Origin of the sequence: uncultured Kluyvera sp. (assembly GCF_902485085.1) — a bacterium.
Taxonomy (GTDB): domain Bacteria; phylum Pseudomonadota; class Gammaproteobacteria; order Enterobacterales; family Enterobacteriaceae; genus Kluyvera; species Kluyvera ascorbata.
Genome location: NZ_CABTJS010000132.1, coordinates 44740 through 60576, shown reverse-complemented (window position 1 = coordinate 60576; position 15837 = coordinate 44740). Strand labels below are relative to the sequence as shown.

Genomic DNA, 15837 nt, shown 5'->3' with positions numbered 1-15837 from the left:
CGGAGCGCCTCGGCATGCTGTGAGCGACTCCTGTCAGCCTGGCCTGATGGGAGAATCCGCATCCTGGGATGCCTTTGAATCGACCAGACAACTCCTGACATTGAGGACACTATGGCAAAGGGTGATGTCACTCCACTGACGTTTACATCTGAAATTGACCCCGTCACGCAGGTTCGCGTGGTACGGCTAACGCCGCGGGATCGTATCTTTCATCGCAACTACTTCTATCAGAAGTGCTTTTCGCAGCAAGGCAGGCAGCTGCTGATTGGCGGTGTGGATGAAGGCAACTGGAACTACTGGCTGCTGGATTTGCAGCAGCATACGCTGCGTCAACTGACGGAAGGCCCTGGCGACAATAGCTTTGACGGCTTCATCACGCAGGACGACAGCGCACTGATCTTTATGCGGCAGAACCGCCATATCGTCCGTGTAGAACTGGATAGTTTGCGCGAAGAGATTCTCTATGAGCTGCCTTCACAGTGGGTCAGTACCAGCGCCTGGGCACCAGATAGTACCGGCAGCAAGATGATTGGTATGTCGTTATCGGCGGAAACCTGGATACCGATGAATGACTGGAATGATTTCCAGCGTCAGTATCATATGAACCCGACAACGCGTTGCGAAGTTGTCGACCTCGCTACTGGACGAACCGAGATTCTGTTTGAAGAGTCGCGCTGGCTGGGGCATCCCGGTTTTCGTCCGAACGACACCAACACCATCATGTACTGCCATGAAGGGCCACACGATCTGATCCGTAACCGCATCTGGCTGTACGACCGCCAGACCGGCCTCTCCACGCCGGTCAGCCAGCCGGAGGCGGAAACCTTTACCCACGAATTTTGGGTGCCTGACGGTTCGCGCATCGTTTTCGTCTCGCTGCATAAAGAGACGCATCAGCGGCACATTTGTCAGACGCTGGCCGGTAGCGTGCAGAGTGAGAAGGTGATGGAAATGCCCGCCTGTTCGCATCTGATGAGTAACCACGACGGGTCGCTCCTGGTCGGTGACGGCTGTGGTACACCGGTTGATTTAACCGATGAGGGTGGCTATACGGCGTTAACCGACCCGTGGCTTTACCTGTTTGCGCCAGACCAAAAGCACACGCGCAAAATTACCCGCCACGACACCTCCTGGCGCGTTATCGATGGGCAGTGTCAAGCAAGCCATCCGCATCCCTCTTTTAGCCCGGACCTAAGCCATGTGCTCTATACCTCTGACCGCGATGGTTTGCCTGCCGTCTATCTGGCGGAGATAGCCCCTTTACTAAAAGGAAGCTCTAAATGAAAAAGATCGCCTTCTCATTAATGCTCGCCTGTAGCGGCATGCTGTGCGCGACACCGACCTTTGCTGATGACAGTGATACGGTGACGCTGCGCGTGGCCTGGTGGGGCGCTAACTCTCGCCACCAGAACACGCTGAAAACCATCCGCGCCTTCGAACAGGCGCACCCGAATAACAAGGTGAAAGCGGAGTATACCGGCTGGGATGGCTTCGTATCACGCCTTTCCACGCAGATAGCCGGGAAGAATGAACCTGACGTGATGCAGCTCGACTGGAGCTGGATTCAGGTGTTTTCACGGTCGGGTAATGGCTTTTACGATCTTAACCAGCTCAGCAAAGAGGTAGGGCTGGACAACTATGCGGGCAAGCTCAGCACCGTAACCGTCAATGGCAAAGTGCAGGGGCTGCCGGTGTCGCTGGTGGCGCCTATTCTCTACTACAACACCGAAACCTGGAAGAAAGCCGGGCTGGCCTACCCGAAAACCTGGGATGAACTCTTTGCCGCTGGTCACGTGTTTAAAGAGAAGCTCGGGGATAACTACTATCCGGCGATCGTCACCACTTCAATGGAGCTGATTAACTCGTGGATGGTACAGAAATACAACCAGCCGATGCTCAATGAGAAAGGGGAGTTCACCTACAGCGAAGCGCAATGGCTGGAGTTTGTACAGGTCTACCAGAAACTGGTTGCCGAGCACGTCCTGCCAAGCCAGAAGTACATTCAATCCTTTGGCAAAGCGCAGCCGTTTGAGATGAAACCGTGGATCAACGGCGAATTTGGCGGCTCAAACCTGATGAGCTCGGCGGTCGCCAAATATGAAGACACCCTGGCACCACCGGCGAAACTCGAAGTGGGGCCATATCCGCTGCTGCCGGGCGCCAAGGATGCGGGGCTGTTTATCAAACCATCGATGATCTTTGCCATCAGCCGCAACACGCAGCACCCGAAAGAGGCGGCGATGCTGCTTGATTTTATGGTTAACCAGCCGGAAGGCGTACAGTTAATGGGGCTGGAGCGCGGCTTCCCGGTCAGCAAAGCGGCGGCAGACTTCGTGCTGAAAACCAATATGGCGCAGCCGAATGACCCAGTGATAACCGGACTAAAGCTGGTCGAAAGCATGCCGTCGGACAACGTCTACGTCTCACCGTACTTTAAAAACCCAGAGATCGAACAGTACTGGCTGGATCTCACCCAGCGGATCGATTACGGCAAAATTAGCGCACAAGACGCGGCAAAAGAGTTTGAACGCACGGCGAAGCGCGCGCTGCGTAAACATGCACCGACGAAGTAAGGGGAGTTCATGGAGAGGAAACAACTGCAGTTTAGCGCCGATGAAACGGTGCTGATGACGGAAAAACTGATTGATGCGCTGGTGAACATTCGCGATGAAAACGGCGCGTTTCTGATGACGCTGGCCGATGGACGCGTGGTCGACACCAAAGGCTGGGGCGGCTGGGAGTGGACCCACGGCGTAGGTCTCTACGGGCTCTGGCAGTACTGGCAGCAAACCCGAGACCCGCGCTGGCTGGCGATTATTGAGCAGTGGTTCGCGGATCGTTTCCGTGAAGGCACGCCGACCAAAAATGTTAACACCATGGCCCCGATGCTGACGCTGGCCTCGGTGTACGAAGAGAATGGCTACACGCCATGGAAGCGCTATATCGAATGCTGGGCCAACTGGGTGATGTACGAGATGCCACGCACCGAGCTAGGTGGTTTACAGCATATGACCTTTAATTATGCGCACCATCAACAGCTGTGGGACGACACGCTGATGATGAGCGTGATGCCGCTGGCAAAAGCGGGCCAGGTGCTGAATCGCCCGGAATGGGTTGAAGAGGCCAAACGGCAGTTTCTGCTTCATTCTCAGTATCTGTGTGATGCCCCGACGGGGTTGTGGTATCACGGATGGAATTTCGCGGGCCGACACCACTACGCCAAAGCGCTGTGGGGGCGAGGTAATAGCTGGGTAACGGTGGCAATCCCTGATTTTATTGAGATGCTCGATTTGCCACAGGGCGACCCGATTCGGGAATTCCTGCTAGGGCAACTCTCGCGTCAGGTTGCTGCGCTGGCGGAGCGGCAGGATAAAGAGAGCGGACTCTGGCACACGCTGCTGGATGACCCAACTTCCTACCTGGAATCGTCCGCCTCGGCAGGCTTTGCCTACGGCATTCTGAAGGCGGTGCGTAAGCGCTATATTGATAAACATTTCCTGGCGACCGGGGTCGCGGCGGCGGAAGGCGTCATGCGGCAGATTACCCCGCAGGGTGAGCTGGAGAACGTTTCTTTCGGCACCGGAATGGGCAAGGATCTCGACTACTATCGCAATATCGAACGTACTTCCATGCCGTATGGACAGGCGATGGCGATGCTGGCGCTGATTGAGTATCAAAATCTGTTTATCTGAGCCACAGCGGCTCTCCGTCTCAGGACTGGAGAGCCGTACGGTGGTTTATCAGCGGAAACAGCCCGTACTTGCGCACCGTGCGCGGCGGCATGCCGAAAAAGAGTTTGAAACGATGAGAGAAGTAGTTGCTGTCGTTAAAACCGCACAGGTAGGCGATATCGGTGATGGACTGCTCCGACGCGACCAGCAGGTTCATGGCATGGCATAAGCGGACGTGAGTAATGTAATCATTCGGTGTGAGCGCAGTAATCGACTGTACTTTACGTTCCAGCATGCGCTTTTGGATATTAAATTTTTGTGCCAGGTAATCAATGCTTAATTGATCATTTGCATAATTGTGATGCAAATAATTTAGCAGATAGATAATAGAATCTTCTTTGGCACAATCATTAGTTGTCTGACTAACATGACCTCGCTGTAAAAACACGACGAGTTGGGTGAATAATGTCTCCAGCATGACGGAACGCCAGGCTAATTCTTTGTTGAGCTCTTCATTTAATAGGTTGGTATAAAATGCACTATGTACGATGGTTTGATGCGTGGCCATAAATTGTTTATTTGGCACGAAGTTAGCCAGCAACGTGAGTAGGGTATCCGTCAGGAAGTCGGGATGAATGAGAATATTGAGCAGCGATAGCTTTTCCACTTTCTCAAAATAATGTTCTTCATTCGGCGCGATGATAAACACGGAACCGCAGCTGATAGGCCATGAAATGCCGTCGATAACGTGCATACCGCTCCCCGAAGAGACACAGACCATTTCGTAAAAGTCATGGGCATGCAGGGGACAGATATCCTGATCCGCGATGTGCTTAATCATCAGCGATGCATTTTCAGGGAAATAGGTAGCGTGACGACGCAAAGCCATAGCGGCAGCCTTCAAAAGAGAGATTATTTTCCGACTATAGGGTTTAATCTTTATAAAATGAAATGTTTTTTCATTTTTTTGCTAAAGTTCACAGCTAATTTTTATTAGCTAATATTAAATGTGATAAAGATCACTGTACCTCCGATATCACGGAACGTCTTACAAGATATCTTTATTATATTAGAGGAATCTATGAACGAGAATAAGTTATTAGGGCTGGCATGGATCTCGCCGTACATAATAGGGCTAGTGGTCTTTACCGCATTCCCCTTTATTTCGTCGTTTCTATTGACTTTTACTCAGTATGATTTAATGAGCCCGCCGGAATTTAACGGCATTGAAAACTATCGCTACATGCTGACGGAAGATCCGCTCTTCTGGAAATCGATGGCGGTCACCTTCGTCTACGTATTTCTGACTATTCCCGTCAAGCTGGCGTTCGCGCTAGGCATTGCCTTCGTGTTGAATTTCAAACTGCGGGGCATTGGCTTCTTCCGTACCGCCTACTACATCCCGTCTATTCTCGGCAGTTCGGTGGCGATTGCGGTGTTGTGGCGCGCATTATTCGCCATCGATGGCCTGTTCAACAGCATGCTCGGGGTGATTGGCGTTGACCCGATCAACTGGCTGGGCGAACCCTCTCTGGCGCTGATTTCCGTAACCCTGCTGCGCGTCTGGCAGTTTGGTTCGGCGATGGTCATCTTCCTGGCCGCGCTGCAAAACGTTCCGCAGTCGCAGTATGAAGCGGCGATGATTGACGGTGCCTCGAAGTGGCAGATGTTCCTCAAGGTGACGGTGCCGCTGATAACGCCGGTTATCTTCTTTAACTTCATTATGCAGACCAGCGGCACCTTCCAGGAATTTACCGGTCCGTATGTGATTACCGGCGGAGGCCCGACCTACTACACCTACCTGTTCTCACTCTACATCTACGATACCGCCTTTAAATATTTTGATATGGGCTACGGCGCCGCGTTGGCGTGGGTCCTGTTCCTGGTGGTGGCTGCCTTTGCGGCCGTTGCCTTCAAATCGTCGAAATACTGGGTCTTCTACTCCGCCGATAAGGGAGGCAAAAATGGCTAATCTGCACACCATGTCTGCGACCGAGCAGGAGGCTGCACGCGAAGTAGCCTCCTGCTCGGTCGCGAAAAAATCAGTCGCTCGCTGCGATATACCATTCTGCTGGTGGTCGGGTTGATGATGCTTTACCCGCTGGCGTGGATGTTCTCGGCATCGTTTAAACCGAACCACGAAATTTTCACCACCCTGAATCTCTGGCCGGTGCATGCCACCTGGGATGGGTTTATCAACGGCTGGAAAACCGGGACGGAATACGACTTCGGTCACTATATGATTAACACCTTCAAATACGTTATTCCGAAGGTGATTCTGACCATCGTCTCTTCCACCATCGTGGCCTACGGCTTTGCCCGCTTCGAGATCCCGTGGAAGAAGTTCTGGTTTGCCACGCTCATCGCCACCATGCTGTTGCCAAGTACCGTACTGCTGATTCCTCAGTACCTGATGTTCCGTGAAATGGGCATGCTCAACAGCTACCTACCACTGTATCTGCCGACGGCGTTTGCCACTCAGGGCTTCTTCGTCTTTATGCTGATTCAGTTCCTGCGTGGTGTACCGCGTGATATGGAAGAAGCGGCGCAGATTGACGGCTGCAACTCCTGGCAGGTGCTGTGGTACGTGGTCGTACCGATTCTGAAACCGGCGATTATCTCCGTTGCGCTGTTCCAGTTTATGTGGTCGATGAACGACTTTATCGGCCCGCTGATTTACGTCTACAGCGTGGATAAATATCCGATTGCCCTGGCGCTTAAAATGTCCATCGACGTGACCGAAGGTGCGCCGTGGAACGAAATTCTGGCAATGGCGAGTATCTCCATCCTGCCATCTATCATTGTGTTCTTCCTGGCGCAGCGCTACTTCGTCCAGGGTGTCTCCAGCAGCGGAATTAAAGGTTAAGAGGGAACTATCATGGCTGAAGTGATTTTTAATAAACTGGAAAAGGTCTACTCCAACGGCTTCAAAGCGGTACATGGTATCGATCTTAACATTGCGGAAGGGGAGTTTATGGTGATTGTTGGTCCGTCCGGCTGCGCCAAATCCACCACCCTGCGGATGCTGGCAGGACTTGAAACCATCAGCGGCGGTGAAATTCGTATTGGCGAGAAGATAGTGAACAACCTGGCGCCAAAGGAGCGCGGGATTGCGATGGTGTTCCAGAACTATGCGCTGTATCCGCATATGACCGTGCGTGAGAATCTGGCGTTCGGCCTGAAGCTGAGCAAGCTGCCGAAAGACCAGATTGAAGCCCAGGTGAACGAAGCGGCGAAAATTCTCGAGCTGGAAGACCTGCTCGATCGCTTGCCGCGTCAGCTCTCCGGCGGTCAGGCGCAGCGCGTGGCCGTAGGCCGCGCGATTGTGAAAAAGCCAGACGTGTTCCTGTTCGATGAACCGCTGTCTAACCTCGATGCCAAGCTGCGCGCCTCAATGCGTATTCGGATTTCCGATCTGCATAAATCGCTCAAACGCTCCGGTAAACCGGCGACCACCGTTTACGTCACCCACGACCAGACTGAAGCGATGACCATGGGCGACCGTATCTGCGTGATGAAGCTCGGCCACATCATGCAGGTTGATACGCCAGACAACCTTTACCACTATCCGCAAAATATGTTCGTGGCTGGGTTTATCGGCGCGCCGGAGATGAACATCAAACCGGCGAGCCTCGTGCGTAAAGACGATGGTCTGCACATCACCGTTGGCCACGATACATTACCGCTTAACGCACAGCAGCAGGAGAAGGTGGCGCACTACGTCGATAAAGCGGTCTGTTTCGGCATTCGACCTGAGTATGTTCATGTCGCAACGCAGCCGTTTGCGCAAGGCGGCGGTCGGGGCACGCTTATCCGCGTTGAGAATATGGGCCATGAGTTCTTTCTCTACATGCAGGTGGGCGATTTTGAACTGACGGCGCGTATGCCTTCCGATCAGGTGAGGTCGATTCTGGAGGCCGGGCTGAATAGCCAGGTGTGGTTCCGTTTTGAGATGGCGAAATGCCATATTTTTGATGCCGAGAGCGAGTTGAATATTTCACTCTAAGCAAGCGGGAAGAGGTCGCCGTTTAGTGATTAAACGGCGACAACGGCGTTATTTACTGAGCAAGTGCCCCATCTTGGCCGCTTTGGTATCGAGATAGTGGGCATTTTTCGGGTTACGGCCCACGATCAGCGGTACGCGTTCAACGATGTTGATGCCCGCTTTGGTGAGGATCTCAACCTTTTTCGGGTTGTTGGTCAGCAGACGCACGGCGTCCACGCCCAGCAGTTTGAACATATCGGCGCAGAGGGTAAAGTCACGTTCGTCAGCGGCAAAACCAAGCTGGTGGTTGGCCTCAACGGTGTCATAGCCTTGATCCTGCAGCGCGTAGGCGCGAATCTTATTTAACAGACCGATGTTACGGCCTTCCTGGCGATGGTACAGCAGGATCCCACGACCTTCTTCTGCAATGTGAGACAGCGCGGCCTCAAGCTGAAAACCACAGTCGCAGCGCAGACTGAAAAGGGCATCCCCAGTCAGACATTCGGAGTGAACCCGCGACAGCACCGGCGTTTGCCCAGTAATATCACCAAAAACCAGCGCGACATGGTCGTGCCCGGTTGCCAGTTCTTCAAAGCCCACCATCAGGAAATCGCCCCATGGGGTTGGCAGTTTGGCTTCTGCCACACGTTTTAGCTGCATGTGATTCTCCAGATTATGTCAGCGCCATCAGCGCCTTCTGTTTTCCTTATTTTGCCACAACGTGCTTTACTTCACCTAATCATGCGCGGATGACCGTTCGTAAAGCGCACAATTTTGACACTTTATTCTTAACCGGGGCGATGACATTGATGAAAAAAGGAAAAGAGATACAGGCCATGGCAGGACGAACGACGCTCGCCGCGGTCATACTGCTGCTGATGCCCCTGGCCGTTTGGTTTTCAGGCTGGCAATGGCTGCCTGAACCCAGCGGTTGGGGGCTTCATGCGCTCTATGCCATTACTGAAACCGTGACCCAACCCTGGGGGATTATCACGCACCTGCTGCTGTGCGCAGTGGTTATCGGGGTGTTGCGGCCGGGGCGGCGCAATGCGATTATCCTGTTTGCCGTACTGAGTGCGACCGTGATGCTGGGGCAGGGGCTGAAATCGCTGGTGAAAGAACGGGTTCAGGAACCGCGTCCTTTCGTCATCTGGCTTGAAAAAACACAGCAAATTCCCGTTGAGCAGTTCTACACTTTAAAGCGTAAAGAGCGGTCGGCGTTGGTGAAAGAACAGCTGGCGCAACAAAATGATATTCCCGGGTTTTTACGTCATCACTGGCAAAAAGAGACCGGATTCGCGTTTCCCTCTGGCCACACCATGTTTGCGGCGACCTGGGCACTGCTGATTGCTGGCTTGCTGTGGCCGCGACGTCGTATGGTTATCGTAGTCGTCGCGATGGCCTGGGCGATAAGCGTCATGGGCAGCCGTCTGCTACTTGGGATGCACTGGCCGTTGGATCTTATGGTGGCGACGGTAATGTCCTGGCTGCTGGCGACGCTTGCCTGTTGGCTAGTGGAATATCTGTGTGGGCCGCTGAAAAAAGCAGCGTAAACGCGGGCGCGGCGAAGAGAATAACGGGAAAGGGTTGATTTTCATCGGTGTTAACCACAGATCTAAGACTTGCTGTGCGCTTTTCCATTTCGTCGTCGCGGTGAAGATGTTATTTTATAAGGCTGGGTGCGGTGTCGACACTGCCGAAGCCACATAACGGGAAGTCATGTGAAATACCTACTCATTTTCTTATTGGTGTTAGCGATTTTCGTCATTTCGGTGACGCTGGGTGCGCAAAACGATCAACTGGTCACGTTTAACTATTTGCTGGCGCAGGGTGAGTTCCGAATCTCAACGCTGCTGGCGGTGCTGTTCGCCGTAGGTTTTGCCATCGGCTGGCTGGTTTGCGGTCTGTTCTGGCTGCGCGTGCGCGTTTCGCTGATGCGCGCTGAACGTAAAATTAAAAGACTCGAACATCAAATGATGCCAGAGACGGTGGCTCCGGTTGCGCCGGCCGTCCCGGCGGCGAAGGAATAATTACCTATGCTGGAGTTGTTGTTTCTGCTTTTACCTGTAGCAGCAGCCTATGGCTGGTATATGGGGCGCAGAAGTGCACAACAGTCCAAACAGGACGAAGCGAACCGTCTGTCACGTGACTACGTGACAGGGGTGAACTTTCTTTTAAGCAACCAGCAGGATAAAGCGGTTGACCTATTCCTCGATATGCTCAAAGAGGATACTGGCACCGTGGAAGCTCACCTGACGCTGGGCAACCTGTTCCGCTCGCGCGGCGAGGTTGATCGCGCTATTCGCATTCACCAGACGCTGATGGAAAGCGCCTCTCTGACTTACGACCAGCGTCTGCTGGCCGTGCAGCAGCTCGGACGCGACTATATGGCCGCTGGGCTGTATGATCGTGCTGAAGATATGTTCAACCAGCTGGTGGACGAAACTGACTTCCGTGTCAGTGCATTGCAGCAGCTCCTGCAAATCTACCAGGCGACCAGCGACTGGCAAAAAGCGATTGATATCGCTGAACGGCTGGTGAAGCTCGGAAAAGACAAGCATCGTGGTGAGATTGCGCATTTCTGGTGCGAGCTGGCGCTGCAGCAGATGGGCAACGATGAACTTGATAAAGCCATGTCGTTGCTCAAACGCGGTGCGGCAGCCGACCCGTCCAGCGCGCGCGTCTCCATCATGATGGGGCGGGCATGGATGGCTAAAGGTGATTATGCCAAAGCCATGGATAGCCTCTTGAGGGTGATCGAGCAAGATAAAGAGCTGGTCAGTGAAACCCTTGAGATGCTGCAAACTTGCTATCAACAGCTTGGCAAAGATAAAGAGTGGGAACATTTCCTTCAGCGCTGTGTCGAGGAAAACACCGGCGCCACGGCGGAGCTGATGCTCGCTCAGGTTATGGAGCACAGTAAAGGTGGCGAAGCGGCCCAAACCTACGTCACCCGCCAGCTACAGCGTCACCCAACGATGCGCGTGTTCCACAAACTGATGGACTACCACCTCAACGAGGCGGAAGAAGGGCGCGCCAAAGAGAGCCTGATGGTGCTGCGCGATATGGTTGGCGAACAGGTGCGCAGTAAGCCGCGCTATCGCTGCCAGAAGTGTGGCTTTACCGCCTATACCCTTTACTGGCACTGCCCGTCATGCCGCTCATGGTCGACCATTAAACCTATTCGCGGGCTGGACGGTCAGTAATTTCTAAAAAATCGCCCACTTAGTTACAACATACTTTAATTTCCCCTTCGTTCATCCCTCGGCATTGTGCCTGCACGGTCACGCAGGTAGAATGCTGCCCGTTTACCTTTTCCGCACCCCGCGTGCCCATCAATAAGAAGGTCCAGTCATGTCCGTTGCTTCATCTTCTTCTCGTGTTGCCATCTCCTCTCCTGTTGTCGTTGCCCTTGACTACGATAATCGCGATAAAGCGCTTGCCTTTGTTGATCGCATTGATCCGCGTGACTGCCGCTTAAAAGTGGGCAAAGAGATGTTTACGCTATTTGGGCCGCAGTTTGTTCGTGACCTGCAGCAGCGTGGCTTTGAGATTTTCCTGGATCTGAAATTCCACGATATCCCGAATACCGCGGCGCATGCCGTTGCAGCGGCAGCGGACCTTGGCGTCTGGATGGTAAACGTGCACGCTTCCGGTGGTGCCAGAATGATGACTGCGGCACGCGAAGCGCTGACGGCGTTTGGTGCCGATGCGCCGCTGCTGATTGCGGTCACCGTGCTGACCAGCATGGAATCCAGCGACCTGTTGGACCTGGGTATCGCACTGACGCCGGCAGAGTACGCTTTGAAGCTAGCAACTCTGACCAAAAACTGTGGCCTGGACGGTGTCGTTTGCTCCGCACAGGAAGCAGTACGCTTCAAGCATGAGCTGGGGCAGGCATTCAAACTGGTCACGCCGGGCATTCGCCCAACCGGCAGCGAGGCAGGCGACCAGCGTCGTATTATGACGCCAGAGCAGGCGCTGGAGGCCGGGGTGGACTATATGGTGATTGGTCGTCCGGTCACCCAATCAGCGGACCCGGCGAAAACCCTGCGTGATATTAATGCATCTCTGAATCTGGGGGCGTAATGAGCGACAATAATAGCCGTCTGGTCTATTCGACGGAAACCGGACGTATCGATGAGCCAAAAGCGGCGGTAGTTCGCCCGAAAGGCGACGGCATCGTCAGGATCCAGCGTCAGACCAGCGGGCGTAAAGGGAAGGGCGTGTGCCTGATAACCGGTATCGATCTGAACGACGATGAGCTGACCAAACTTGCCGCCGAGCTCAAAAAGAAATGCGGCTGTGGCGGCGCGCTGAAAGATGGCGTGATTGAAATTCAGGGCGACAAGCGCGATTTGCTTAAAACGCTGCTGGAAGCCAAAGGGATGAAGGTCAAGCTGGCAGGCGGCTGAAACGCTATCTCAAAGACGACCTAACACCGTGCCCTCTCCCCTTTGGTGAGAGGGCACGAGACGGTGCAGCCCGGGCGAGCGCATGCGACCCCGGAAATGCTTCCAACCCTCACCGTCAAATAAAAAGGGCCCCGATTCTCATCGGAGCCCTGATATTCGTATTACGGATTATTTCCCGACCTGGTGGCCGATAATCCCACCTACCGCCGCGCCACCCAGCGTACCCAGCGCGCTACCGTCGGTTAACACAGCACCACCGATTGCGCCAGCACCGGCACCCAGCGCGGTATTACGGTCACGTTTGGACCAGTTAGAACATGCACTCAGAGACATTACCAGCGTCACCGCTAAAACAGCAGCAGTCATTTTTTTCATTGAAGTCATTTTTTTCTCCTGAATATTCTATCCACGGAAAAAGCCCTTTTATTATAGCAATAGCCAGAAGTATTCAGTGCGTATTCCGTGAAGCTTGTTGCGCAGGTTGTAAATTGGGTGCTAAAAGTCACGCAAGTGATAGTTACTTCCTGTTATATCGCTAACATCAATTTTACGATTTTGTGATGTTATCGACAGGTAAAAAGTCTTAATTCAGGGGTAGGATAAGTCTCATAGCGAGACGGGATTCATGACGGTGCGGGAATAGAAGGGAACCCGACGCCAGCAGGCATCGGGTGGGGGGTTAAGGCCGTTGGACGATGTTGACGGTCAACCCGGTCTGCTCAAGCTGCAGTTGTTTTTCCGTGGATAAATTATCGTCGGTAATCACCCGGTTGAAATGGTTCATCGGACCGAGCGCATACGGATGGATAGCCCCAAATTTTGAACTATCGGTTAGCACAATCGCTTCGCTGCCTTTTTCCAGTACGGCGTTGACGATATCGGCGCGCATCATATCCCGACCGGTAAAACCGGTTTCAGGCTGCCAGCCGTCAATCCCAATAAATGCTTTGCTGAAATGGACCTGCTGAATGTACTGACGCGTCAGTGGGCCCACCATGCTTTCGCTCTTTTTCTGATAGATGCCACCCAGTAGGATCACCTCTCCCGGCGTCTCTTTCAGCAGGTGTGCGATATAGCTGCTGACGGTGATAATGGTGATATCCGGCTGCTTTGCCAGTTCGCGCGCGAGCAGCGCGTTGCTGCTGCCGTTTTCGATAAATACCGTTTCCCCCGGGCGCACCAACGAGGCGGCAAACTCCGCGAGCTCACGTTTGAGGGCGAAGTTGTTCATCATGCGCGTTTCCACGTCCTCGCTGTCCAGCGGAACGGCGAATCCATGGGTTCGTCTCAGGTAGCTCTGCTTCTCCAGCAGATTCAGATCCTGACGGATGGTCACTTCCGAAACGCCGGTCATTTTCGCCAAATCGGCGACGCTCATCCGGCCCTTATCGATAACCAACTGTAAAATGGTTTGCTGTCGGGAATTCATAATCAATGCATCAATTTTTCAAGGCGAGGGCGGTCTCGTGATTAAACCACCGCTCGCAGGGCGAATGGTGTCAGATTTCCCACGGGGATTTTGGCTGACCTGTTCTGCTGTCGCGTTCGTCTGCTGCGTATGCCAGCAATTCCGCTTTTAATATTTCCAGATTATTGATTGCGGAATGGGTGTCGCCGCCAACCAGAATATCAAGTACGGTATCAATACGTTGGGCTACCTGACGCGCATCGAGCTCGGACATAGTGGGATCCTGTTGATAAATTCGATTGAAATCAATGATGCAAAATTTACCGACAAAAGAGAAGTGAAAAAATAGCTTAGCTTATAACCCCGGATGCTCAGTCAACCAGCGCTCAAGTTCGGCGACGGGCATCGGGCGCGCAAAGAGGTAGCCCTGCCGCTCATCCACGCCATGTAGCTTAAGGAATGCATCGTCGGCAGCATTCTCCACGCCCTCGGCGATAATATTGAGGTTCAGCGCGCGGGCGACGGCAATAATTGCCAGCACCAGCGATTGGGAAACCGAACGGTCGTGGACGCTCTGGACGAAAATATGATCCAGCTTGATGGTATCAATAGGAAAGCGCGCCAGTTGCGACAGCGATGAATAACCGGTACCAAAATCGTCGAGGTGAATCTGAGCGCCCAGCGAGCGGAATTGTTCGATAACTTCCAGCGCCTGTTCAGCGTTATCAATCAGGCAGCTTTCGGTGAGCTCAATATCAATTGGGCACTGCTCGAATCCCTGTGCGCGTAGCGCCTGCTTCAGGTCGCTGAAAATAGAATAGTCGACAAGCTGACGGGCAGAGACGTTTACCGCCACGCGCAGATGAATGCCCCGGTCTCGCCACTGCGCGACCTGACGAATCGCGTCCAGCATCACGCAGCGACCGAGCGGCACGATAAGCCCCGACTCCTCGGCGTAAGCGATAAAATCCATCGGCGGAATAAGCCCCCGCTCCGGCGAGTTCCAGCGCACTAAGGCCTCCAGGCTGCGTACTTCGCCGTCTAAGCTCACTTTCGGCTGATAGTAGATAACCAGTTGATCGCACTGCAACGCTTTACGCAGATTGGTATCCAGCCACAGATATTCGAAAACTCGCAGATTCATTTCGGGTTTAAATACGCTAAATCTCCCGCGGCCGCTCTCTTTGGCTGTGTACATCGCGGTGTCCGCATTACGAATCAGGCTCTCCTTGTCCTCGCCGTGCTGTGGAGCGATAGAAATGCCCAACGAGCATCCGCTGTAGACTTCAATCAGGCCGATACGAAAAGGGTCGCGCAGGCGGGTTAACACCCGCGACGCCATGGCCTCCAGTTCGCTCTGCGAGGTTTGCGTCGCCAGAACGATAAACTCATCGCCGCCGAGGCGGGCGAGAGTCTGGTTCTCTTCCAGGCAGCTTAGAATCGACAGCGCCACGGACTGTAGTAGCTGATCGCCAAAGACGTGTCCGTAGGCATCGTTGACCTTCTTGAAATTATCCAGATCGAAGTAGACCAGGCCAATTTGTTCCTCGGGCTGGCGGGTTTCAATGGCGCTACCGATAAGCTCATTGATGGCGTGGCGATTCGGCAGCCCGGTGATGGTGTCGGTATTGGCCAGTACCCGCAGTCGCTCCTGCGCTTTGCGCTCCTCGGTAATATCGGTGCCCGAACAGATAAGGTAGATCTCGTTCTTACCGCTGCCGCTGTGGACAAAACGGTTACGGAACAAAAACAGGCGCGGGCCTTTGCGCGTTTTTATCCAGCGCTCAACCTCATAAGGGCCGCCGTTGCTAAAAAAACGGCTGACGTTTTCCCGCGCGGCGGCGGCTTCCGGCGCGGACATAAAAAGCTCAAATGCGGTTTTGCCGATAACATCCTGCTCTTTCACGCCGGTGTACTCTTCGCACAGGCGATTGAAGCGCTGAATTTTACCGTCACGGTCGAGAATGACGATGACCGCATTAGCCTCTGAGACCACCTGCTCAGCAAACAGTAGCCCCTGTAACAGGTCGCGGGCGACGGAGGAGGTATCAAACCATGACGAAGCGGTACCGGCCCATTCGCTACAGTTCACCTTACGCCCAATCAGATGTACGGGAACGTCATAACCGTTGAGTTGGATATTGACCGCGACGCTTGAGGTGGTCACGCTCATGGTATGAATGCGTTGGGCATTTTCTTGGCTTAGCGGAATGGCCAGATCGGAGCCAGCATCGGGATCGATGCTCAGATACAGGGTGGGATCGGTTCGTGACAAACGCCAGTAAAGACTGGTTTCGCTGTGGTTTGGGTCGAGCAGATTTTGTGCCAGAGACTTCACCATGCGTGCTCCTCATACAC

General features: G+C 53.7%; 16 protein-coding genes and 1 pseudogene. 11 read left to right on the top strand and 6 right to left on the bottom strand.

All coding sequences use genetic code 11. The features are described 5' to 3' along the window. The first annotated feature begins 111 nt into the window (after positions 1-111). Genes RDN66_RS16145 through RDN66_RS16135 form a run of 3 tightly spaced genes read left to right on the top strand, consistent with a single transcriptional unit; the run spans position 112 to position 3692 of the window. The gene (locus RDN66_RS16145; protein ID WP_202215864.1) at positions 112-1284 is read left to right on the top strand and encodes an oligogalacturonate lyase family protein; all 1173 of its coding nucleotides are present in this window, start codon (positions 112-114) and stop codon (positions 1282-1284) included. Further along, on the top strand, positions 1281-2573 hold the full coding sequence (locus tag RDN66_RS16140) for an ABC transporter substrate-binding protein (RefSeq protein WP_308538016.1): 1293 nt from the start codon (positions 1281-1283) through the stop codon (positions 2571-2573). Before RDN66_RS16145 ends, RDN66_RS16140 begins: the two co-directional genes overlap by 4 nt. Before the next feature lie 9 nt (positions 2574-2582). Next, positions 2583-3692: a glycoside hydrolase family 105 protein gene (locus RDN66_RS16135; RefSeq protein ID WP_202215863.1), complete on the top strand. Its 1110-nt coding sequence runs from the start codon at positions 2583-2585 to the stop codon at positions 3690-3692. Between the two features lie 19 nt (positions 3693-3711). Here RDN66_RS16135 and RDN66_RS16130 read toward each other — a convergent pair whose 3' ends face one another. Beyond that, positions 3712-4560, bottom strand: coding sequence for a helix-turn-helix domain-containing protein (locus RDN66_RS16130; RefSeq protein WP_202215862.1), 849 nt, complete (start codon positions 4558-4560; stop codon positions 3712-3714). 192 nt (positions 4561-4752) lie between these two features. Between RDN66_RS16130 and RDN66_RS16125 the strand changes: the two genes are divergently transcribed. The 3 genes and pseudogenes from RDN66_RS16125 (at position 4753) to RDN66_RS16115 (ending at position 7677) form a co-directional block, all read left to right on the top strand. Beyond that, a complete protein-coding gene (locus RDN66_RS16125) occupies positions 4753-5643 on the top strand; it encodes a sugar ABC transporter permease (protein ID WP_308538015.1) in 891 nt (296 codons plus the stop codon). Next, a pseudogene (locus RDN66_RS16120) lies at positions 5636-6537 on the top strand (carbohydrate ABC transporter permease). Before RDN66_RS16125 ends, RDN66_RS16120 begins: the two are co-directional and overlap by 8 nt. Before the next feature lie 12 nt (positions 6538-6549). Further along, complete coding sequence (locus RDN66_RS16115) at positions 6550-7677, top strand: ABC transporter ATP-binding protein (RefSeq protein WP_202215861.1); 1128 nt, start codon at positions 6550-6552, stop codon at positions 7675-7677. 48 nt (positions 7678-7725) lie between these two features. Here RDN66_RS16115 and ribA read toward each other — a convergent pair whose 3' ends face one another. After that, positions 7726-8316 carry a GTP cyclohydrolase II gene (gene ribA / locus RDN66_RS16110; RefSeq protein ID WP_308538014.1) on the bottom strand — a complete coding sequence of 197 codons (591 nt, stop codon included), beginning with the start codon at positions 8314-8316 and terminating at the stop codon, positions 7726-7728. A gap of 167 nt (positions 8317-8483) precedes the next feature. Between ribA and pgpB the strand changes: the two genes are divergently transcribed. The 5 genes from pgpB (at position 8484) to yciH (ending at position 12071) form a co-directional block, all read left to right on the top strand. After that, a complete protein-coding gene (gene pgpB / locus RDN66_RS16105) occupies positions 8484-9209 on the top strand; it encodes a phosphatidylglycerophosphatase B (protein ID WP_202218123.1) in 726 nt (241 codons plus the stop codon). Positions 9210-9377: 168 nt separating this feature from the next. Continuing rightward, on the top strand, positions 9378-9686 hold the full coding sequence (locus RDN66_RS16100; protein WP_202215860.1) for a LapA family protein: 309 nt from the start codon (positions 9378-9380) through the stop codon (positions 9684-9686). A gap of 6 nt (positions 9687-9692) precedes the next feature. Continuing rightward, a complete protein-coding gene (lapB, locus tag RDN66_RS16095; RefSeq protein WP_202215859.1) occupies positions 9693-10862 on the top strand; it encodes a lipopolysaccharide assembly protein LapB in 1170 nt (389 codons plus the stop codon). A 148-nt stretch (positions 10863-11010) separates the two neighbouring features. Further along, positions 11011-11745: an orotidine-5'-phosphate decarboxylase gene (gene pyrF / locus RDN66_RS16090; protein ID WP_202215858.1), complete on the top strand. Its 735-nt coding sequence runs from the start codon at positions 11011-11013 to the stop codon at positions 11743-11745. Continuing rightward, a complete protein-coding gene (gene yciH, locus RDN66_RS16085) occupies positions 11745-12071 on the top strand; it encodes a stress response translation initiation inhibitor YciH (RefSeq protein WP_202215857.1) in 327 nt (108 codons plus the stop codon). The genes pyrF and yciH overlap by 1 nt, the downstream gene beginning before the upstream one ends. A 168-nt stretch (positions 12072-12239) precedes the next feature. Here yciH and osmB read toward each other — a convergent pair whose 3' ends face one another. From osmB to pdeR, 4 genes are all read right to left on the bottom strand, one after another. After that, entirely contained in the window at positions 12240-12455 is a 216-nt protein-coding gene (gene osmB, locus RDN66_RS16080; RefSeq protein ID WP_035896313.1) for an osmotically-inducible lipoprotein OsmB, read from the bottom strand. 295 nt (positions 12456-12750) lie between these two features. Further along, complete coding sequence (locus RDN66_RS16075) at positions 12751-13500, bottom strand: DNA-binding transcriptional regulator YciT (RefSeq protein WP_035896314.1); 750 nt, start codon at positions 13498-13500, stop codon at positions 12751-12753. Between the two features lie 70 nt (positions 13501-13570). Further along, a complete protein-coding gene (locus RDN66_RS16070) occupies positions 13571-13753 on the bottom strand; it encodes a hypothetical protein (RefSeq protein ID WP_035896315.1) in 183 nt (60 codons plus the stop codon). 81 nt (positions 13754-13834) lie between these two features. Next, the gene (gene pdeR / locus RDN66_RS16065; RefSeq protein ID WP_308538013.1) at positions 13835-15820 is read right to left on the bottom strand and encodes a cyclic di-GMP phosphodiesterase; all 1986 of its coding nucleotides are present in this window, start codon (positions 15818-15820) and stop codon (positions 13835-13837) included. Between the last annotated feature and the right edge of the window lie 17 nt (positions 15821-15837).

Bases quoted from the DNA above. Each gene is read 5' to 3' on its own strand.
- RDN66_RS16115 (WP_202215861.1), top strand. From the start codon at position 6,550: ATGGCTGAAGTGATTTTTAATAAACTGGAAAAGGTCTACTCCAACGGC.
- RDN66_RS16135 (WP_202215863.1), top strand. From the start codon at position 2,583: ATGGAGAGGAAACAACTGCAGTTTAGCGCCGATGAAACGGTGCTGATG.
- osmB (WP_035896313.1), bottom strand. From the start codon at position 12,455: ATGACTTCAATGAAAAAAATGACTGCTGCTGTTTTAGCGGTGACGCTG.
- RDN66_RS16145 (WP_202215864.1), top strand. From the start codon at position 112: ATGGCAAAGGGTGATGTCACTCCACTGACGTTTACATCTGAAATTGAC.
- yciH (WP_202215857.1), top strand. From the start codon at position 11,745: ATGAGCGACAATAATAGCCGTCTGGTCTATTCGACGGAAACCGGACGT.
- RDN66_RS16130 (WP_202215862.1), bottom strand. From the start codon at position 4,560: ATGGCTTTGCGTCGTCACGCTACCTATTTCCCTGAAAATGCATCGCTG.
- RDN66_RS16125 (WP_308538015.1), top strand. From the start codon at position 4,753: ATGAACGAGAATAAGTTATTAGGGCTGGCATGGATCTCGCCGTACATA.
- RDN66_RS16075 (WP_035896314.1), bottom strand. From the start codon at position 13,500: ATGAATTCCCGACAGCAAACCATTTTACAGTTGGTTATCGATAAGGGC.
- pyrF (WP_202215858.1), top strand. From the start codon at position 11,011: ATGTCCGTTGCTTCATCTTCTTCTCGTGTTGCCATCTCCTCTCCTGTT.
- lapB (WP_202215859.1), top strand. From the start codon at position 9,693: ATGCTGGAGTTGTTGTTTCTGCTTTTACCTGTAGCAGCAGCCTATGGC.
- RDN66_RS16070 (WP_035896315.1), bottom strand. From the start codon at position 13,753: ATGTCCGAGCTCGATGCGCGTCAGGTAGCCCAACGTATTGATACCGTA.
- ribA (WP_308538014.1), bottom strand. From the start codon at position 8,316: ATGCAGCTAAAACGTGTGGCAGAAGCCAAACTGCCAACCCCATGGGGC.
- pdeR (WP_308538013.1), bottom strand. From the start codon at position 15,820: ATGGTGAAGTCTCTGGCACAAAATCTGCTCGACCCAAACCACAGCGAA.
- RDN66_RS16140 (WP_308538016.1), top strand. From the start codon at position 1,281: ATGAAAAAGATCGCCTTCTCATTAATGCTCGCCTGTAGCGGCATGCTG.